The 19275-nt window shown below is 72.8% G+C and carries 21 protein-coding genes; 15 read left to right on the plus strand and 6 right to left on the minus strand.

Annotation, left to right across the window (positions count from 1 at the left end; all coding sequences use genetic code 11):
* The first annotated feature begins 29 nt into the window (after positions 1–29).
* Together E9549_RS13350 and E9549_RS13355 are read left to right on the plus strand one after the other, a co-directional pair.
* On the plus strand, positions 30–1142 hold the full coding sequence (locus E9549_RS13350) for a ubiquinol-cytochrome c reductase iron-sulfur subunit (RefSeq protein WP_236827029.1): 1113 nt from the start codon (positions 30–32) through the stop codon (positions 1140–1142).
* Positions 1142–2827, plus strand: coding sequence for a cytochrome bc complex cytochrome b subunit (locus E9549_RS13355; RefSeq protein WP_236827030.1), 1686 nt, complete (start codon positions 1142–1144; stop codon positions 2825–2827). Before E9549_RS13350 ends, E9549_RS13355 begins: the two co-directional genes overlap by 1 nt.
* A 761-nt stretch (positions 2828–3588) precedes the next feature.
* On the opposite strand, the gene E9549_RS13360 is transcribed toward E9549_RS13355, so the two are convergent.
* Complete coding sequence (locus E9549_RS13360; RefSeq protein WP_236827031.1) at positions 3589–3993, minus strand: cytochrome c oxidase subunit 4; 405 nt, start codon at positions 3991–3993, stop codon at positions 3589–3591.
* Positions 3994–4044: 51 nt separating this feature from the next.
* Positions 4045–4944 carry a cytochrome c oxidase subunit II gene (gene coxB, locus E9549_RS13365; RefSeq protein WP_236827032.1) on the minus strand — a complete coding sequence of 300 codons (900 nt, stop codon included), beginning with the start codon at positions 4942–4944 and terminating at the stop codon, positions 4045–4047.
* A gap of 292 nt (positions 4945–5236) precedes the next feature.
* Between coxB and E9549_RS13370 the strand changes: the two genes are divergently transcribed.
* The 3 genes from E9549_RS13370 to asnB are packed head-to-tail and all read left to right on the plus strand — an operon-like array spanning position 5237 to position 7920.
* The gene (locus E9549_RS13370; protein WP_236827033.1) at positions 5237–5602 is read left to right on the plus strand and encodes a metalloprotease; all 366 of its coding nucleotides are present in this window, start codon (positions 5237–5239) and stop codon (positions 5600–5602) included.
* The gene (locus E9549_RS13375) at positions 5592–5948 is read left to right on the plus strand and encodes a DUF3817 domain-containing protein (RefSeq protein WP_236827034.1); all 357 of its coding nucleotides are present in this window, start codon (positions 5592–5594) and stop codon (positions 5946–5948) included. The genes E9549_RS13370 and E9549_RS13375 overlap by 11 nt, the downstream gene beginning before the upstream one ends.
* Before the next feature lie 40 nt (positions 5949–5988).
* A complete protein-coding gene (gene asnB, locus E9549_RS13380) occupies positions 5989–7920 on the plus strand; it encodes an asparagine synthase (glutamine-hydrolyzing) (protein ID WP_236827035.1) in 1932 nt (643 codons plus the stop codon).
* Positions 7921–7975: 55 nt separating this feature from the next.
* On the opposite strand, the gene E9549_RS13385 is transcribed toward asnB, so the two are convergent.
* On the minus strand, positions 7976–8323 hold the full coding sequence (locus E9549_RS13385) for an iron-sulfur cluster assembly accessory protein (RefSeq protein WP_091931329.1): 348 nt from the start codon (positions 8321–8323) through the stop codon (positions 7976–7978).
* Positions 8324–8473: 150 nt separating this feature from the next.
* Here E9549_RS13385 and E9549_RS13390 point away from each other — a divergent pair, with 150 nt between their 5' ends.
* The 3 genes from E9549_RS13390 to E9549_RS13400 are packed head-to-tail and all read left to right on the plus strand — an operon-like array spanning position 8474 to position 10923.
* On the plus strand, positions 8474–9088 hold the full coding sequence (locus tag E9549_RS13390) for a DUF3043 domain-containing protein (protein WP_236827036.1): 615 nt from the start codon (positions 8474–8476) through the stop codon (positions 9086–9088).
* A 30-nt stretch (positions 9089–9118) separates the two neighbouring features.
* Positions 9119–9928, plus strand: coding sequence for an MBL fold metallo-hydrolase (locus tag E9549_RS13395; protein WP_236827037.1), 810 nt, complete (start codon positions 9119–9121; stop codon positions 9926–9928).
* Positions 9929–9939: 11 nt separating this feature from the next.
* Complete coding sequence (locus E9549_RS13400) at positions 9940–10923, plus strand: aldo/keto reductase family protein (protein ID WP_236827038.1); 984 nt, start codon at positions 9940–9942, stop codon at positions 10921–10923.
* Between the two features lie 38 nt (positions 10924–10961).
* On the opposite strand, the gene E9549_RS13405 is transcribed toward E9549_RS13400, so the two are convergent.
* Positions 10962–11174, minus strand: coding sequence for a hypothetical protein (locus tag E9549_RS13405; RefSeq protein WP_236827039.1), 213 nt, complete (start codon positions 11172–11174; stop codon positions 10962–10964).
* Between the two features lie 122 nt (positions 11175–11296).
* On the opposite strand from E9549_RS13405, the gene E9549_RS13410 reads away from it, so the two are divergent.
* The 4 genes from E9549_RS13410 (at position 11297) to E9549_RS13425 (ending at position 13702) form a co-directional block, all read left to right on the plus strand.
* Positions 11297–11743, plus strand: a complete 447-nt coding sequence (locus tag E9549_RS13410; protein ID WP_236827040.1) for a phage holin family protein — start codon at positions 11297–11299, stop codon at positions 11741–11743.
* Entirely contained in the window at positions 11740–12198 is a 459-nt protein-coding gene (locus E9549_RS13415; protein ID WP_236827041.1) for a DUF3618 domain-containing protein, read from the plus strand. Before E9549_RS13410 ends, E9549_RS13415 begins: the two co-directional genes overlap by 4 nt.
* Positions 12195–12467 (plus strand): DUF4235 domain-containing protein, encoded by a 273-nt coding sequence (locus E9549_RS13420; protein WP_236827042.1) that lies wholly within the window; start codon positions 12195–12197, stop codon positions 12465–12467. The genes E9549_RS13415 and E9549_RS13420 overlap by 4 nt, the downstream gene beginning before the upstream one ends.
* An 86-nt stretch (positions 12468–12553) precedes the next feature.
* Positions 12554–13702, plus strand: a complete 1149-nt coding sequence (locus tag E9549_RS13425) for a YihY/virulence factor BrkB family protein (protein WP_236827043.1) — start codon at positions 12554–12556, stop codon at positions 13700–13702.
* A 14-nt stretch (positions 13703–13716) separates the two neighbouring features.
* Here the strand turns inward: E9549_RS13425 and gcvT are convergent, their stop codons facing one another.
* Positions 13717–14835 (minus strand): glycine cleavage system aminomethyltransferase GcvT, encoded by a 1119-nt coding sequence (gene gcvT, locus E9549_RS13430; RefSeq protein ID WP_236827044.1) that lies wholly within the window; start codon positions 14833–14835, stop codon positions 13717–13719.
* A gap of 107 nt (positions 14836–14942) precedes the next feature.
* Here gcvT and E9549_RS13435 point away from each other — a divergent pair, with 107 nt between their 5' ends.
* Positions 14943–16457: a leucyl aminopeptidase gene (locus tag E9549_RS13435; RefSeq protein WP_236827045.1), complete on the plus strand. Its 1515-nt coding sequence runs from the start codon at positions 14943–14945 to the stop codon at positions 16455–16457.
* A 54-nt stretch (positions 16458–16511) separates the two neighbouring features.
* Here E9549_RS13435 and E9549_RS13440 read toward each other — a convergent pair whose 3' ends face one another.
* On the minus strand, positions 16512–16847 hold the full coding sequence (locus tag E9549_RS13440) for an oxidoreductase (protein WP_236827046.1): 336 nt from the start codon (positions 16845–16847) through the stop codon (positions 16512–16514).
* 151 nt (positions 16848–16998) lie between these two features.
* Between E9549_RS13440 and lpdA the strand changes: the two genes are divergently transcribed.
* Positions 16999–18378: a dihydrolipoyl dehydrogenase gene (lpdA, locus tag E9549_RS13445; RefSeq protein WP_236827047.1), complete on the plus strand. Its 1380-nt coding sequence runs from the start codon at positions 16999–17001 to the stop codon at positions 18376–18378.
* 49 nt (positions 18379–18427) lie between these two features.
* A partial coding sequence (locus tag E9549_RS13450) for a biotin/lipoyl-containing protein (RefSeq protein WP_304505773.1) occupies positions 18428–19275 on the plus strand: 848 nt, incomplete at its 3' end.

Genomic DNA, 19275 nt, shown 5'->3' on the forward strand with positions numbered 1-19275 from the left:
CTGACCACGACCGCCGGCGAGGAGGAAGCGTGAGCACCCGCGACACCCGCCCGGGATCCACGGGCGGCGACGAGACGCCCGGCCCGCTGCACGGCGGCCCGGACGACGACTACACCCCCGAGCAGCTCGCGGCCATGCGCCGCGAGGAGCTGGACCTGCTCGGCGCCCGGTACGACGGCGTGGAGATCCTCCACGTCGACCCGGGCCCGGAGCCGGGCTCCGCCATGGAGCGGCGGGCCGTCCGCCAGGTCGGCCTGACGTTCACCCTCGCCGGGGTCTCCGCCTTCCTGTTCCTGGTCGTCTACGTCGGCTCGGGCTGGTTCCTCCCCGAGTGGTCGTGGACCGAGGAGGGCACGGTCTGGAGCGCCCTGTTCACGCCGATGCTCGGCCTGTTCATGGGGCTGTCCCTCGTCCTCGTCGGCGCGGGCCTGGTGCTCTACACGAAGAAGCTCCTGCCCCACGAGACCGCGGTGCAGGACAAGCACGACGGCTCCCACTTCGACCGGGTCACCACCGGCGCGACCCTGGTCGGCGGATACCACAACAGCGGGCTGCCCCGCCGCAAGCTGATCACCCGCTCCCTGGGATTCATGGGCGCCGGCGTCGGCGTCATGCTGCTGGCGCCGCTCGGCGGGCTGATCAACAACCCGAGCCGCGGGAACACGCTCGGCCAGACCGCCTGGGCCGAGGGCGTCCGGCTGCTCCGCGACGACGGCAGCCCGGTCCGGCCGGGCGACCAGGAGCCCGGCTCGCTGGAGACCGTCTTCCCGGCGGTCCCGGGCGGCAACCGGATGACGGACGCGCCCACCATGCTCATCCGCCTCCGCCCCGAGCAGATCGAGTCGCTCCGCCCCCGCGAGGGCAGCGAGGACTACGGCTACGGCGACTACGTCGCCTACTCGAAGATCTGCACGCACGCCGGCTGCCCGGTGTCGCTGTACGAGCAGGAGACCAGCCGCATCCTGTGTCCCTGCCACCAGTCGATGTTCGACGTCACCCAGGGCGCGAAGCCGGTCTTCGGCCCCGCCACCCGATCACTGCCGCAGCTGCCCATCACGGTTGACGACGAGGGATTCTTCGTCGCCCGCAGCGACTACCCTGAGGCGGTCGGCCCCACCTACTGGAACCGGGAGCGCATCTGATGGCAGCTCGCACCGCCACGGCGCCGGGGGCCCCGACCACGAGGCTCGGCAAGGCCGGCCTCGAGATCGACGACCGCCTCGTCGTCGCCGGACCTCTCCGACGGACCCTCAACAAGGTCTTCCCCGACCACTGGTCGTTCCTGCTCGGGGAGATCGCGCTCTACTGCTTCATCATCCTGCTGCTGTCGGGCACCTACCTGACGTTCTTCTACCAGGCCTCGATGACCGAGGTGACGTACGACGGGTCCTACGACCCGCTGCGCGGCATCGACATGTCGATCGCCTACGCCTCCACCCTGGACCTGTCGTTCGACGTCCGCGGTGGTCTCTTCATGCGCCAGCTGCACCACTGGGCGGCGCTGATGTTCGTGGCGGCGATCGTCGTGCACCTGCTGCGCATCTTCTTCACGGGCGCGTTCCGCCGCCCGCGGGAGAGCAACTGGCTGATCGGCGTCGTGATCCTGATCCTGGCGCTGCTCGAGGGCTTCTCCGGCTACTCCCTCCCCGACGACCTGCTCTCCGGCACGGGTCTCCGGATCATGTCGGCGATCATCCTGGCCATCCCGGTCGTGGGCACCTGGGTGCACTGGGCCGTCTTCGGCGGGGACTACATCGGTGAGCTGATCATCGGCCGGCTCTACATCGCCCACGTGCTGCTCATCCCGGCGATCCTGCTGGCGCTGATCGCGGTCCACCTGCTGATCCTGGTCAAGCAGAAGCACACCCAGTTCCCCGGCCCGGGCCGCACCGAGCACAACGTGGTCGGCAACCGCCTCTTCCCGACCTTCGCGGGCAAGGCGACCGGCCTGCTGTTCGTGGTGTTCGGGGCGTGCGCCGCGCTGGGCGGCCTGGTGCAGATCAACCCGGTCTGGCTGTGGGGCCCGTACAACCCGGCCCAGGTCTCGGCCGCCTCCCAGCCCGACTGGTACATCATGTGGCTGGACGGTTCCTCGCGGCTCTTCCCGGCGTGGGACATCAACCTGCCGGGCGACTACACGATCCCCGCGCTGTTCTGGCCGACCGCGGTCCTGCCGGGCATCGTCTTCACGCTGCTGCTCTTCTACCCGATGATCGAGCGGAAGCTGACCGGTGACACCGCGTCGCACCACCTGCTCCAGCGTCCCCGCGACGTCCCCGTCCGCACCTCGCTGGGCATGATGTCGATCGCCTTCTACGTGGTGCTGCTGATCTCCGGTGGCAACGACGTGGTCGCCGACAAGTTCGACATCAGCCTGAACGCGATGACCTGGGCCGGCCGCATCGGGATGGTCCTCCTCCCGCCGATCGTCTACGTGATCACCTACCGCATCTGCCTCGGTCTGCAGCAGCACGACCGGGAGGTGCTCGAGCACGGCATCGAGACCGGCGTCATCCGCCGTCTGCCCCACGGTGAGTTCATCGAGGTCCACCAGCCGATCGGTCCGGTGGACGCCCACGGTCACGGCCAGCTCGCCTACGGCGGTGCTCCGGTGCCCAAGAAGATGAACCAGGTGGGTGCCGCGCGGCGCGCTGTCCGCGGCTTCTTCTCCCCCGTGGAGGAGCCGACCGCGGTCGAGATCGAGCAACGTGCCGAGGGTCGCGGACTCTCCGCCGGCGAATCGGAGCGGGAGCTGACGAGCTCGGGTCGCCCCTCCGAGGGTGGCCGTCCCTCCGACGGTGGTCGCCCGCAGGATCCGCGCGACTGATCGACACCCGCGAGAAGGGCCCCGGTGGAGTTTCCACCGGGGCCCTTCTGCTGGTCCGGGTCCCGTACGCCCGCAGCCGGGCCGGCGAACGGGGCCGGCGTCCGGGCCGGCTCCACCCCGTCTGGGCGCGGCCACGGCACCAGCGGCTGCGGAGCGCGGACGGCAGGCGCAGCCGCTCGGGAACGCTTCCGGGCGCTCCCTGTGCTCGGCTCTGCGGCGGCACGGCCGCTCGCGGGGCGTAGGGACCCCTGGCGCGCCCGTGCCGGCTGGACCGGGTCAGCGGCTCGACCGGGTCAGCGGCTCCACCCGGTCGGCGACTCGACCGGGGCACCGACTCCGACGGATGCCGTGCCGGCCGGCTCGCCGGCGCCTGGACGCTCCACCGCCTCGGCCGGGTGACGCCACCGAACCCCGGCGCACGCCCATCGAGGGCGCCCGTCCCCTCGCCCGGCCCCTCCGTGCCGTGGCGAGGGCGAGGCGATGCACCGCGCACCCGCCGGTGGAGCGCCGCGCACGACCAGGTGCTCCACGGCCCGCTGCTCGCCTGCGGTCCCCCTGCCCCAGGGCGGTTGCCCCGCAGCGGTGCGCCCACCCCGCCCGGCAGGACCACCGGCCTCGGCCCCGGTCCGCCCCAGCAGTGCTGGCAACCCGGCGGGTGGTCGCGGCCGCGCCGGCGGCCGGCTTCGAGACGAAGAGAGGCCCCCTCCACCCGCGGGTGGAGGGGACCTCTCGTCGATCCGGAGCCGTGGTGCGGGGCGCTCTCAGCTCTGCTGCGCGTTCTGCCCCACGTAGTACTCGAACAGCAGACCGCCGACAGCGACCAGGATGGCGACCGCCGCCATGAGCATGAGCCAGTAGTACCAGAAGGCCACGCCCAGACCCATCAGCCCGGCGGACAGCGCCAGGGTGAACGGCCAGTAGCTGGCCGGGCTGAAGAAGCCCAGCTCACCGGCGCCGTCGGCGATCTCGGCGTCCTTGCGGTCCTCGGGACGGAGGTCGATCCGGCGGGAGACGAACCAGAAGAAGCCGCCGATCAGGATGGTGAGCCCGCCCGAGAGCGTCAGCGCCGTGGTGCCGATGGGCTCCCGGGCCCAGACGCCGTACACGATCGCGCAGACGAAGCAGAACACCGCGATGAGATTGAAGATCAGTGCCTCGACCTTCACGGCCGTGCCTCCTCGAGCATGTGGGGGAACCGGTTACCGGGAGCGGGGACCTCAGCCACCGGTCTGCTGAAGGTCCTCGACCTTGTCCAGGACGAGGTCCAGCGGCGTCGTGGTGCCGGCCACGCCCTCCTGCCCGATCTCCTCGAGCGCCTCGAACGTGCCCAGCCCGGACTCGCGGGCGGCCAGGTAGTCGTCGTAGTCGTCACCCGAGACCGCCCGGACCTCGAAGTTCATGTACGCGTGGTACGTGCCGCACAGCTCGGCGCAGCGACCGACGTAGGCGCCCTCCTCGCGGACGGTCACGTCGAAGACGTTGTCCCGGCCGTTCTCGTTGCCCGGGATCACGTCGAGCTTGAAGAGGAACTCCGGCACCCAGAACGAGTGGATCACGTCCGCGGACGCCAGGTTGAACCGGACGGTGCGGTCGGTCGGCACGACGAGGATCGGGATCTCGGTGCTCGTGCCCACGGTGTCGACCGGCTCCCCGTCGGGGCCGGCGGTGTCGGTGTACACGAACTGCCAGTTCCACTTGAAGGCGTTGACGGCGATGACCTCGTCCGGGTCGTCGCTGAGGTCCCGCACCTGGTTCTGGGTGTTGACCGTGAAGAAGAAGAGCCCGGCGATGATGATGAACGGCAGGATCGTGTAGACGATCTCCAACGGCAGGTTGTACGCCGTCTGCCGGGGCAGCTCGTCACTCTTCTTCCGGTGGCGGATCACGGTCCAGGCGATGAGCGCCCAGACCGCCGCACCGATGATCAACGCCGCGTAGGTGGAGCCGATCCAGAGGTTCCGCATGGCCTCGGCCTCATCGGTGACGCCCTCCGGCCACCCCCACCGGACGAAGTTCTCCTCCCACCAGCTGGCCTCGCCGAGCTCGCATCCGGTGAGGGTGAGTCCCCCCAGGAGACCGAGCGCGGCCAGCCGCGCGAGCCTGCTGCCTCGAGCCACTGCTCGCTGCCTCCTCGTCCTCCACCCGGCCTCCGGGCGGTCGTTGCATCGGATCCCCACCGGTTCGCGGCACAGCGCATCCACGCCGGACCCAGTGTGGGCCGAGACTAGCCGACCCGCCTCAGGGGCCGACCACCGGAGACGTCCGGGCGGGTCGCAGCCGCGGGGGCGCGCTGGTGCCGGACCGGGCGGGCCGGGGTGGCCGACGCCGGCCCGTGACCTGCCCCACCGCCCGACGCGCACGCCCGCCGTACCGGCCGCCGGTACGCGCCGGGCGGTTAGAGTCGGTGCCGTGTTCTCCCGGCTGCTGACCCCGAGGTGGGTGCTGCTGCACCTGCTCGTGGCGGCCTTGTTCGTCGCCACCCTCTTCCTGGGCCACTGGCAGCTGTCGAAGGCGGAGGCCGGCGGCGGCGCGGTGAACTGGAGCTACGCCCTGCAGTGGCCGCTCTACGGCGTCATGGGGCTGTGGTTCTACTCCCGGATGGTGCGGGACGAGCTGCACCGCTCCCCCGACGAGGACCAGCCGGGCAACGCGGTGGTGCTGTACCAGCGGCCGCGCATCGACACGACCGGCGACCCCGAGCTCGCCGCCTACAACGCCTACCTCGCCGAGCTCAACGAGCGGGCCCTGGGACAACGGAGCACCGATGGCCGCTGAACGGACCGCCACCCCCACCGGCCGGGGCGACGACCGCGGGGTGGGCGCCGCCCTGCAGCGGTACCGGGTCATGGCGAACCTGGTCGGCGTCCTGCTGATCCTGCTCATGTTCGTCGCGGTGCCGCTCAACCACCTCGCCGGCATCCCGGGCCCGTCGACGGTGCTGGGCACCGCGCACGGGTGGCTGTACGCGCTCTTCTTCATCGCGACGGTGGACCTCGCCCTGCGCGCGCGGTGGACGCCTAAGGGGACGGTGCTCACGCTCCTCGCCGGGACCGTGCCCGTGCTCTCCTTCTACGCCGAGCGCAAGGCCACCGCGAAGACCCGCGCCGGCGAACGCGTCTGACCTCCCCGGCCACCCCCGACCTCCGGAGTTCTCCCGCCCCATGTGTGGCCTGCTCGCCTACTTCTCGACCGACGCCCCCCGGGTGACCGACGACGTGGTCTCCGACGTCCGTGACGCGCTGCACTGCCTGCGGCACCGCGGCCCCGACGAGAACGAGGTCTGGCACGACGACCGTGTCGTCTACGGCTTCAACCGCCTGGCCTTCATCGACATCGAGCACAGCCACCAGCCGATGCCGTACGCCGACGGCCGCTACCGGATCGTCTTCAACGGCGAGATCTACAACTACGTGGAGCTGCGCGAGGAGCTCGCGGCCGCCGGCGCGACGTTCGCGACCGAGGGCGACACGGAGGCGATCGTCGCCGGCTACCACCTGTGGGGCGAGGAGGTGGTCGACCGGCTCCGGGGCATGTTCGCCTTCGTCATCTGGGACAGCGGGACGCGCACCGTGTTCGGCGCCCGCGACCCCTTCGGGATCAAGCCGCTGTTCACCACCCGCCTGGCCGACGGTGCCATCGCCTTCTCCTCCGAGAAGAAGGCACTGCTGGAGCTGCTGGGCGGGAGCACCGCGGCAGGCGGCGTCGACCCGGCCTCGCTGCAGCACTACCTGACGCTCCAGTACGTGCCGGAGCCGGCCACGCTGCACCGGGGCGTCCGGCGCATCGAGAGCGGCACCCGTTTCCGGGTGGTCGACGGCGAGCTGTCCACCGAGCGCTACTTCCACCCGACCTTCCCGATCCGGCCGGTCGCCAAGGACGAGCAGCAGGAGCTGTACGACCGGATCGCCGAGGTGCTCGACGACTCCGTGCGGGTGCACATGCGGGCCGACGTCACCGTCGGCTCCTTCCTCTCCGGCGGCATCGACTCCACCGCCATCGCGGCCCTCGCCAAGCGCTACAACCCCGATCTCATGACCTTCACCGTCGGCTTCGAGCGGCAGGGCTTCTCCGAGATCGACGTCGCCGCGGAGTCGGCGGCCGCGATCGGCGTCGAGCACATCACCAAGGTGGTGACCCCGGAGGAGTTCGCGGAGTCGATCCCGCTCGTCGTCTGGTACCTCGACGACCCGGTCGCCGACCCTGCGCTCGTGCCGCTGTACTTCGTGGCCCGCGAGGCGCGCAAGCACGTCAAGGTGGTGCTCTCCGGCGAAGGCGCCGACGAGCTGTTCGGCGGCTACAACATCTACCGGGAGCCGCTGTCCCTGGCCGCCTTCGACAAGCTGCCCGGCGGCATCCGCCGCGCCCTCGGCGCGCTGTCGACCAGGCTCCCCGACGGCCTGCGCGGGAAGGACCTGCTGCGACGCGGCTCCATCCCCCTGGAGCAGCGCTACTACGGCAACGCGCGCATCTTCCGGGACGACGAGCTGACCTTCCTCGAGAAGCGCGACCCGGACCTGTCGCACGTCGCCGTCACCCGCGAGCTCTACGAGCGCACCCGCGCGGCCGGCTACGACGACGTGACCGCCATGCAGTACGTCGACCTGTTCACCTGGCTCCGCGGCGACATCCTGGTCAAGGCCGACAAGATGACGATGGCCAACTCCCTGGAGCTGCGCGTCCCCTTCCTCGACCCCGAGGTGTTCCGGGTCGCCTCCACCATCCCGGTCGAGCAGCGGGTGACCAGGGAGACGACGAAGTTCGCCCTGCGGCGCGCCCTCGAGCAGATCGTGCCGCCGCACGTGCTGAACCGCCGCAAGCTCGGCTTCCCGGTGCCCACCCGCCACTGGCTGGCCGAGGACCTCCACGACTGGGCCCGGCAGACCATCGAGGACAGCCGCACCGAGGAGTGGCTGGACAAGCAGCAGGTGCTGGCCATGCTCACCGCGCACCGGCAGAACCAGCGGGCCGGCTCCCCCGTCGACCACTCCCGCAAGCTGTGGACGCTGCTGGTGTTCATGGTGTGGCACGGCATCTTCGTCGAGCAGCGGATCAAGCCGGACATCCCGGAGACGGTCTACCCCGTCCGGTTGTGAGACGACGAGGCCCGGTCCCCCCGCGGGGGAACCGGGCCTCGGTCGTTCGGGCGGCTCAGTTGAAGGAGTCACCGCACGCGCAGGAGCCCTGCGCGTTGGGGTTGTCGATCGTGAAGCCCTGCTTCTCGATGCTGTCGACGAAGTCGATGACCGCGCCGCCGAGGTAGGGGCCGCTCATCCGGTCGACGATGACCTCGACCCCGCCGAAGTCGTAGGTCTGGTCGCCGTCGAGGAACCGCTCGTCGAAGAACAGCTGGTACCGCAGGCCGGAGCAACCACCGGGCTGGACGGCGATGCGCAGCCGCAGGTCGTCACGACCCTCCTGGTCCAGCAGAGCCTTGACCTTGGCGGCCGCGGGGTCGCTGAGCACGACGCCGGTGGCCGCGGTGTCCTGCACCGTCATATTCCTGTCCTCTCCCTCCGAGGTGTCCGCGCACGCGCGTTCCGTGACGGACCAACGCCGCCGGAACGGCTCCTCTTCCCGTGCGTCCACTGTACGGCTCCCCGTGCGAACTCCGGGGCCTCGTTGCTCACACACGTAGACTCACCGGTCGTGAAGCTCCGCCTGCCCGGCCGCCGTGACACCGCCGAGACGACCGCCGCCTCCCCCGAGGACGGCGAGCTGACCGCGCAGCTGGTCAAGAGCGGCGGCAAGGGCCGGCCGACGCCGCGGCGGAGCGAGGCGCAGGGCCGGCGCCCGGGCCCTCCCCCGCCGCCGCCCACCACGCGCAAGGAGGCCTACAAGCGCATGCGCGAGCAGCAGGCGCTGCGCCGCGCGGAGTCGCGCCAGGGCATCGCCCGCGGTGACGGCGACTACCTGCCCGCCCGCGACCGCGGACCCGAGCGCAAGCTCGTGCGCGACATCGTCGACAGCCGCCGCAACGTCGGCAGCTTCTTCCTGGCCATCGCCGGCGTCGCCCTGGTCGGTACCTTCGTGCCCAGCATGGCCGTGAAGAGCTACACGAGCTTCCTGCTGCTGGGCTTCTTCCTGCTGCTGATCATGGACTCGGTCGTGCTGGGCCGGAAGATCAAGGGCGCCGTCCGCACCCGGTTCCCCGACGGGCAGCACAAGATGAAGGGCCTGGTCTGGTACGGCATCAGCCGGTCGACCATGATCCGCCGCTGGCGTTTCCCGAAGCCCGAGGTGCCGCTGGGCGCCGACGTCTGATCCGGCGCCGGTAACCACCGCGGCGCGGCCGTGCGCGTCACCCTCCTCGGCACCGGTGCCGCCGACGGCTGGCCCAACCCGTGGTGCACCTGCGGGTCCTGCGCCGACTCCCGGCGCCGCGGCGAGCTGCGCCGGCCGACGTCCGCCCTGGTCGACGGCACGGTGCTGCTCGACCTGGCCCCGGCGCCACCGCCGGACGGCATCTCCCTCGCCGGCGTGCGCACCGTCCTGGTCACCCACGACCACGCCGACCACTGCGCGCCGCTGGCGCTGCTCGCCCGGCAGTGGGTGCGGCGCACCCAGCCGCTCACGGTCGTCGGCCCCTCCCCCGTGCTGACCACGCTGCGCCCGTGGCTCGGCCCCGACGACCCGGTCGACCTCGTCGCCGTCGAGCCCGGCGGGACGCTGCACCGCGCGGGGTACCGCATCCGCGCCCTCGCCGCCGAGCACGAGGTGCCGACGGTCCTCTACGACGTGACCGGGCCCGACGGCGCCCGGCTCCTCTACGCCACCGACACCGGGCCGCTGCCTCCGAGCACCGTCGAGGCCGTCCGCGGCGCCGCGTACGACGTCGTGCTGCTGGAGGAGACCTTCGGCGACGTCCCGGACCACGGCACCGGTCACCTGGACCTGCGCACCTTCCCCGACCAGGTGGCGCGCATGCGGGCCGCCGGGGCGGTCACCGGGGACACCGACGTCGTCGCGGTCCACCTGGGGCACCACAACCCGCCGGCCGCGGAGCTGGCCGATCGCCTGGCCGCGTGCGGCGCGCGACTGGTCCCCGACGGTGCCACGGTGGAGGCCAGGACCCGGCGCGCGGCGCTGCGCACGGGCGCCTAACGTCGCGCTCCGTGGAATTCAGACGCCTCGGCCGCTCCGGCCTGACCATCTCCGAGATCGCGTACGGCAACTGGCTGACCCACGGCGGACAGGTGGAGGAGGACGCCGCGCACGCCTGCGTCCGCGCCGCCCTGGACGCCGGCATCACCACCTTCGACACCGCCGACGTCTACGCCGGCACCCGCGCCGAGACGGTGCTCGGGGCCGCGCTCGCGGGTCAGCGCCGGGAGTCGATCGAGCTGTTCACCAAGGTCTACTGGCCCACGGGGCCGGGCCGGAACGACCGCGGCCTGGGCCGCAAGCACGTCATCGAGAGCTGCCACGCCTCGCTGCGCCGGCTGCAGACCGACTACGTCGACCTCTACCAGGCGCACCGCTACGACCCGACCGTGCCGCTCGAGGAGACGATGACGGCGTTCGCGGACCTGGTCCGGTCGGGCAAGGCCCTCTACATCGGCGTCTCGGAGTGGAACGCCGAGCAGATCGCCGCCGGTGCCGCGCTGGCCCGCGAGCTCGGCATCCACCTGATCAGCAACCAGCCGCAGTACTCGATGCTGTGGCGGGTCATCGAGCCCGAGGTCGTGCCGACCTCGGAGCGCGAAGGGCTGTCCCAGATCGTCTGGTCGCCGCTGGCCCAGGGGGTCCTCACCGGCAAGTACCGGCCGGGCGAGCAGCCGCCGGCCGGCAGCCGCGCCGGCCACGCCGAGGCCGGCCAGTCGATGCAGCGGTTCATGCGCGACGACCTGCTGGCCCGCGTGCAGGACCTCCGCCCGATCGCCGGCGACCTGGGCCTCTCGATGGCCCAACTGGCGCTCGCCTGGGTGCTGCAGAACCCGAACGTGGCGGCGGCGATCATCGGCGCCACCCGGCCCGAGCAGGTGCACGACAACGTGGCGGCGGCCGGCGTGCGGCTCGACGCGGAGGTCCTGGCCCGGATCGACGAGGTCCTCGGTGACGTCGTCGAGCGCAACCCCTCGAAGACGGCCCGCGGCTGACGACCCCCGCCACCTGACCCTCGACCTCCAGTGGAGGGTCAGGTGGCGGCGAGCCCCATGGGGCCGTAGGCCTTCCGGTCGCCGTCGAAGAGGCTCACCGTGGCGACGCCGCGGTCGAGCAGCTCACGCCAGTTCTCGCCGAGCCAGGACTCCGCGTCGCCCTGGTTGTCGTGCGCCGGCACCTCGACCCCCACCGCGGCGGGGTCCAGCGTCGATCCGGACGGGTCCTCGAGGCGCCAGTGCCAGCTCATGCGGGCAGGCTAGCGGCGTGGGGCCCGCCGGGCCCGTCGTCCCCAGCTGTGATCGCCACGTCGGTTACGGCCCGTCCGCAGGGGGCATGGAGGTGCATCGACGCCGTCCACCCGGAGGACCGATGAGCACACCCCGCCCCGACGCCACGGCGGGCGCGACCCGCGCAGCCGTCGGCGCCGAGCCCGAGAACGCATCCACCGGCGAGCTGATCAGCCGGCTCACCGAGCAGATCAGCACGCTGGTCCGGGACGAGGCCCGCCTCGCCCAGGCCGAGGTGACCCAGAAGGCGAAGAAGCTGGGGGTGGGGGCCGGGCTGTTCGGCGCCGCCGGGCTGGTCGCCTTCTTCGGGTTGGCCACCCTGATCACCACCGTCATCCTCGCCCTGGCGCTGGTGATGCCGGCGTGGCTGTCGGCGCTGATCGTCACCGTCGTCCTCTTCGCCGTCGCGGGCGTCCTCGCCCTCGTCGGCAAGAAGGACGTGCAGCAGGGCGCACCGCCGGTGCCGCAGGAGGCGCTGGCCGGTGTCAGGACCGACATCGCGACCGTGAAGGAGAGTGCGCGCCGGTGAGCACGCCGAAGGACGACGGCCAGGCCTCGGGCGGCCCCACCGACCCCGACGCCATCCGGGCCGAGATCGAGGAGACCCGCGACCAGCTCGCGAGCACCGTCGACGAGCTGAGCCAGCGGCTCGACGTCCCCGCCCGGGCCAAGGAGAGCGCCGCCCGCGCCAAGGACACCGCCGTGGAGACCTACCGCGAGAGCCCGCCGGTGTTCGCCGGCGCGGGTGCCGCGCTGGCCGGCCTGGTCGGGCTGCTGCTGTGGCGCCGACGGCGGGCCCGGCGCCTGGCCAGCACCGAGGAGCTGATCGTCGGGGCGCGGGTCGGCCGCAAGCGCGAGGCCAAGCGGGCGCGCAAGGAGCTCGCCGCCCGGCGGAAGGCGGCGCAGAAGGCGGCGAAGGACGTCCGGAAGTCCACGATGCGGGCCGAGAAGAAGGCCCGGCGCAGCAGGAGGAGGAAGCGTTGAGCAAGGGAGCCAAGCTCGCCTACCGGCCCATCGGCCTCGCGGCGGGTGTGCTCGCGGGCGCCGTGTCCGGGGCGGTCTTCAAGCAGGTGTGGAAGCGCATCAGCGGCGAGGACGACGCGCCCGATGCGCTCCAGACCGAGTACCCGATGTGGGAGATCGTCGTCTCCGCGGCGCTGCAGGGCGCGATCTTCGCGGCCACCAAGGCGACCATCGACCGCCTCGGCGCGCAGGGCTTCACCAAGCTCACCGGGGCCTGGCCGGGCGACTGACGCCCCCGGTGGCCGGGACCGCCGTCCCGGCCACCGGCCGCCCCACCGACCATGGCCGGACGACGGCCCAGCACCAGGGAGACGCAGTGACCGGCACCCGCCCCCGCGAGAGCGCCGTCGACCGGATCCGGCAGCGCGTCGAGGAGAAGGCGGCCCGGCGAGCGGCCGCGGCCCGGGCCGCGGCCGGGGACGGGGACGGTCCCGAGCGGGACCCCCACCGGCTCCCCCCGGACGCACCCGCCCCCGAGCAGCTGCCGGGCATCCGTGCCGCGAACCCGCTGCAGATCCCGGCCGGTGGCTGGAAGCAGGTGCTCAAGCGGGCGTGGGCGGAGAACAACGCCGACAACATGCCGATCATCGCCGGCGGGGTGGCGTTCTTCGGGTTCCTGGCGATCTTCCCGGCGCTGCTGGCGCTGATCTCGATCTACGGCCTCGTCGCCTCCCCCGAGCAGGCCGCCGCGCAGGTCGAGGAGTTCACCGCCGGCCTGCCCGAGACCGCGCAGGGGCTGATCGAGGACCAGGTCACCGCCATCACCGAGAACGCCGGCGGGGCGCTCACCCTCAGCCTGGTCCTCTCGATCCTCGCTGCGCTCTGGAGCGCGTCCGGGGGGGTGAACAACCTGGTCAAGGCCGTCAACATCGCCTACGACGAGGTCGAGACCCGGAACTTCGTGAAGCTCCGGGCGCTCTCCCTGGCCCTCACCCTCGGCGCCATCGTGTTCGTCGTGCTGACCATCGGCCTGGTCGCCGTGCTGCCGATCGTCATCGACCTGCTGCCGCTGGGCGCGGTGGGCACCGTGCTGCTCGAGATCGCGCGGTGGGTGGCGCTGCTCCTGGTCGTCGCGGGGTCGCTCGCGGTGCTCTACCGGGTCGCCCCGGACCGGGACTCACCGAAGTTCCGCTGGGTCAGCCTCGGCTCGGTCGTCGTCACCGTCGTCTGGGCGCTGGTCAGCCTCGGCTTCACCTTCTACGTCAACAACTTCGGCTCCTACGACGCCACCTACGGGGCGATCGCCGGCGTCATCGTGCTGATGCTGTGGCTGTACCTCACCTGCTACCTGGTGCTCCTAGGCGCCGAGATCAACTCCGAGGCCGAGCACCAGACCGGCCTGGACACCACCGACGGCGAGCCGGTGCCGATGGGTGAGCGCGACGCGGTCAAGGCGGACACGCTGCCGGCCAAGGCAGAGCCGGAGAAGGGCGACAGCGACCCGACGCGGAAGAACGCGCCCTAGCCGGCCGCCCGACCTCAGCGCACGCGGGAGGGCACGAAGGGCGGCCGCAGGACCTCGACGGGCTCCCGGCGCCCCCGGACGTCGATGGTCAACGAGGCCCCCTCCGCCACCCCGGCGGCGGCGTCGAGCAGCGCCAGCCCGATGCCGACCCGCAGGGTGGGCGAGAACGTGCCGCTGGTCACCTCGCCGACCCGCGAGCCGTCGCCGTCGAGGACGGCCATGCCCGGCCGGGGGATGCCGCGGCCGGCGGCCCGCAGGCCCCACAGCAGGCGTGCCGGTCCGGCCTCCTTCTCGGCCAGCAGCGCCTCGCGGCCCCAGAACGCGGGCTTGCGCCAGCCCACCGCCCAGCCCGCGCGGGCCTGCACCGGGCTGATCTCCCGGGAGAGCTCGTGGCCGTGCAACGGGTAGCCCATCTCGGTCCGCAGGGTGTCCCGGGCACCGAGCCCGCACGGCCGGATGCCGAGGTCCTGCCCCGCCTCCAGCACGGCGTCCCACATCTCGCCGGCCCGCTCCGCAGCGACCAGGAGCTCGTAGCCGTGCTCGCCGGTGTAGCCGGTGCGGCAGACCGTCACCTCGGCCCCGCCTCCCCCGGTGCCGGTCACGAACGACATGTAGCCGATCTCGCCGGGCACGCCCAGCAGCTCGAGGACCTGCAGCGAGCGCGGCCCCTGGACGGCGAGGACGGCGACCTCGGTGTGCCGGTCGACCACCTCGACGCCCGGCGGGGCAGCGTCGGCCAGCCGGCCCAGGACCTCGGCGGCGTTGGCGGCGTTGGGCACCAGCAGGACGTCGTCGGGCCCGTGCAGGTAGACGATCAGGTCGTCGACCACGCCGCCGGCACCCTCCTCGCCGTCGGGCACGCAGCACATCGTGTACTGCGCCTGCCCCGGGCCGATCCGGGAGAGGTCGTTGGTGAGGCACGAGTCGACGAAGGCGGCGGCCCCCGGGCCCCGGACGGTGCCCGTGCCGAGGTGGGAGACGTCGAACAGGCCCACGCCCCCGCGCACCGCGGCGTGCTCGGCCAGCACGCCGCCACCGGCGTACTCGATGGGCATGGACCAGCCGCTGAAGTCGGCCAGCTTCGCCCCGGCCGCCAGGTGCCGGTCGTGGAGCGGCGAGGTGCGCGTCGTCACCCCGGCCACGCTAGCGGGTCCCACCCGCACCCCGGTGACGAGCTGGAAAGGCCCCGCCGCGAGCCTGCGGGCGGTGGAGGGCAACGGGGTCCTTCTACGATCGTCCGGTGCCGCCGACGATCTCCGCCACCGACCACCCGCTCGAGAAGCTGACCGGCGACGCCGTCGTCGTCGCCGTCGGCAAGGGGCCCGACGGCCCCCTCCCCACGCCCGGCGCGGAGGCCCTGGACCGCCTCCTCGGCGGCCGGCTCCTCCCGGCGCTGACCGACCTGGGCGCCCGCGGCGCCGAGGACGAGGTGACCCGCCTCCCCTCCTTCGGCCAGGGCCCCTTCCCCGTCGTCGCCGTCGTCGGGCTGGGCGCGCCGGAGGCGTCCGGCGGTTACCGCCCCGAGAGCCTGCGCCGCGCCGCCGGGGCCGCCAGCCGCGCGCTCCGCGGCCGCCGCTCCGTGGTGAGCCTGCTCGCCGCCGTCGGCGGGACACCGGACGACGAGCGCCTGCACGCCGTCGGCGAGGGCTCCCTGCTGGGCGCCTACGAGTTCACCGCCTACAAGTCCCAGCTGCCCGCCGACCGCCCGGCCCCGCCGAGCGAGTTCACGATCGTGGTCCCCGGTGCGGGGGCCGCCGAGGCCGCGCTGCGCCGCGTGCGCGCCGTCGCCGACGCCGTCGCCCTGGTCCGCGACCTGGTCAACACCCCGCCGAACGACCTCCACCCCGCCGAGCTCGCCGCCCGCGGCGCGGCCGCGGGCGAGAAGCTCGGCCTCACCGCCGAGATCCTCGACGAGGAGGCCCTCGCGGCCGGTGGCTACGGCGGCATCCTCGCCGTCGGCGGCGGCTCCACCCGCAAGCCGCGGCTGCTGCGCCTCACCTACTCCGGCACGGGCGCCCGCAAGAAGGTGGCGCTGGTCGGCAAGGGCATCACGTTCGACAGCGGCGGCATCTCGATCAAGCCCGCCGCGAAGATGGAGGACATGAAGAGCGACATGGCCGGTGCCGCGGCCGTGATCGCCACCGTGTGCCTCGTCGCCGAGCTCGGGTTGCCGGTGGAGGTCGTGGCCACGGTGCCGATGGCCGAGAACCTGCCCAGCGGCACTGCCTACCGGCCGGCCGACGTCATCACCTTCCGCAACGGCAAGAAGGCGGAGATCACCAACACCGACGCCGAGGGGCGCGTCGTGCTCGCCGACGCCATCGCCCGCGCGGCCGAGGACTCCCCCGACGTGCTGCTGGAGACCTCCACGCTCACCGGCGCGCAGATGGTCGCGCTGGGCGCGCGCACCGCGGGCGTGATGGGCAGCGACGACCTCCGCGACGCCGTGATCGCCGCCGCCGGGCGCAGCGGCGAGCTGATGTGGCCCATGCCGCTGCCCCCGGAGCTGCGCAAGGGCATCGACTCGACGGTCGCGGACTTCGTGAACGCCAACACCGACCGGATGGGCGGGATGCTCGTCGGCGGCCACTTCCTGGCCGAGTTCGTGCCGGACGGGCTGCCGTGGGCGCACATCGACATCGCCGGGCCGAGCTACAACACCTCGGCGCCGTGGGGCTACACGCCGAAGGGCGGCACCGGCGTCCCCGTGCGCACCCTGCTGGCGACGATCGAGGCCCTCATCGCCGAAGGCTGACCGGCGTTTTGTGCACTTTCCGCCGCGGCGGAAAGTGCACAAAACGCCCGCCCGTCAGAGGCGGTCCCGTTTCTGGCGGGCGCTCCAGTCGCGCATCCGCTGGGGGTAGCCGGTCACCTGGGCGTCGTACACCGGGATGGCGAGCTCCTTGGACAGCCGCCGGGCCACGTCGGGGCCATCGATGCGCCGGCGCGTCCACTCGCCGTCGGCCGCGACGAGCACGATCGTGGCCTCGGTGACGGCTGTCCGCGGCTCCACGAAGCCCTCGACGCCCCGGCGGCTGGCCACGAACTCCTCGAGGTGCCTCAGGTCGCCCCGCTGCGACGCGCGGTCGAGGGTGGCCCGGGCCGCGGCCCCCCGGCGCGCGCGCCAGCGTCCGAACAGCCCCATCCACCCTCTCCGTCCTGCCGGGTCGCCTGATCACCGCGACGCTCGCGAGAGCAACGGCGGTCCGGGCCAGGTCGTTCCCGGAGTGGCAGGATGGGCGACAGCCCCCGCCCGCTCGAGCGGGGACGCCGCCCGTCGCAACCGAGGAGCATCCGTGAGCGCACCCACCTCCCCCGCCGACCTGGTCATCCTCGGCGGTGGCTCGGGCGGATATGCCGCGGCGTTCCGGGCCTCCGAGCTCGGCCTGGACGTGGTGCTGATCGAGAAGGACAAGGTCGGCGGCACCTGCCTGCACCGTGGCTGCATCCCGACCAAGGCCCTGCTGCACGCCGGCGAGGTGGCCGACCTGGCCCGCGAGGGCGAGCAGTTCGGCGTCAAGACGTCGCTGGCCGGCATCGACATGGACGGCGTCAACAGCTACAAGGACGGCGTCATCTCCAAGCTCTACAAGGGGCTGCAGGGCCTGGTGAAGGCCCGGAAGATCACCTATGTCGAGGGCGAGGGCCGGCTCACCTCCCCGACCACCGTCGAGGTGAACGGCGAGACCTACGAGGGCAAGCACGTCCTGCTGGCCACCGGCTCCTACCCGCGGTCGCTGCCCGGCCTGGAGATCGACGGCACCAAGGTCATCACCAGTGACCACGCGCTGAACCTCGACCGCGTCCCGAGCTCGGCGATCATCCTGGGCGGCGGCGTCATCGGCTGCGAGTTCGCCAGCGCCTGGAAGTCCTTCGGCGTCGACGTCACGATCGTCGAGGCGCTGCCGCACCTGGTGCCGCTGGAGGACGAGGCCGCCTCCAAGCTCCTCGAGCGCGCCTTCCGCCGCCGCAAGATCGCCTTCGAGCTGGGCAGCCGCTTCTCCGGCGTGCAGAGCACCGAGAACGGCGTCAAGGTGTCTCTGGAGAACGGCAAGGAGATCGAGGCCGAGCTGCTGCTCGTCGCCGTCGGCCGCGGCCCGGTCAGCTCCGGGCTCGGGTACGAGGAGGTGGGCGTCGCCATGGAGCGCGGCTACGTCCTCGTCGACGAGTACATGCGCACCAACGTCCCGACGATCTCCGCCGTGGGCGACCTGGTGCCCACCCTCCAGCTGGCCCACGTCGGCTTCGGCGAGGGCATCCTCGTCGCGGAGCGCGTCGCCGGGCTGGAGCCCGCCCCGATCGACTACGCGGGCGTCCCGCGCATCACCTACTCCGACCCCGAGGTCGCCTCCGTCGGGCTCACCGAGGCCCAGGCCAAGGAGCGCTACGGCGAGGTGAAGACCCTGACGTACGACCTCGCCGGCAACGGCCGCAGCCAGATCCTGAAGACGACGGGCGCGGTGAAGCTGGTGCAGGCCCCCGACGGCCCCGTCGTGGGCATCCACATGGTCGGCAGCCGCGTCGGCGAGCTCATCGCCGAGGCCCAGCTGATCTACAACTGGGAGGCCGAGGCCGACGACGTCGCCAGCCTCATCCACCCGCACCCGACGCAGAGCGAGGCGCTCGGCGAGGCGCACCTCGCGCTCGCCGGCAAGCCCCTGCACGTGCACGGCTGACAACCGCTCGATCCCCCACCCACCCAGCGCCAGAAGGAGCACTGCCCCGATGCCGACGTCCGTCACCATGCCCGCCCTGGGCGAGAGCGTCACCGAGGGCACGGTCACCCGCTGGCTCAAGCAGGAGGGGGACCAGGTCGAGGCCGACGAGCCCCTCCTCGAGGTGTCGACCGACAAGGTCGACACCGAGATCCCCTCCCCCGCCGCCGGTGTGCTCACGAAGATCCTCGTGGCCGAGGACGAGACGGTCGACGTCGGCGCGGAGCTCGCGGTGATCGGCGGTGGCGACGGCGACGAGGACGCGGGCAGCCCCCCGGCCTCCGCCGAGGACGCCGACACCACGCCGCAGACCCCCGACGAGCAGGTCGACGACGCCGGCGGTGAGCCGGAGCAGGCCGCCGAGCCGGAACCCCAGCCGGCGCAGTCGTCGGACTCCGGCGGCGGGGGCGGCTCCGGCGGCGGCGAGGGCACCCCGGTCACGATGCCGGCGCTCGGCGAGAGCGTCACCGAGGGCACCGTCACCCGCTGGCTGAAGGCCGTCGGCGACGAGGTGACCGCAGACGAGCCCCTCCTCGAGGTCTCCACCGACAAGGTCGACACCGAGATCCCGGCGCCGGTCAGCGGCACGCTGCTGGAGATCACGGTCGACGAGGACGAGACCGTCGACGTCGGCGCGCAGCTCGCGGTGATCGGCACCGGCGCGGCCGGTGGCGGCGGCGCTCCCCAGCAGGAGGCCCCCCAGCAGGAGGCCCCGAAGCAGGAGGCCCCGAAGCAGGAGGCCCCGGCGCAGCCCGAGCCGCAGGCGGCACCCGAGGCGAAGCAGGCCGACGCGGCCAGCGAGCAGCCCGGTGGCGACTACGGCGCGAGCGGCGCCCAGCCGTCGGACTCGCCCACCTC

The organism is Blastococcus sp. MG754426, from assembly GCF_021699055.1.
Taxonomy (GTDB): Bacteria; Actinomycetota; Actinomycetes; order Mycobacteriales; family Geodermatophilaceae; genus Blastococcus.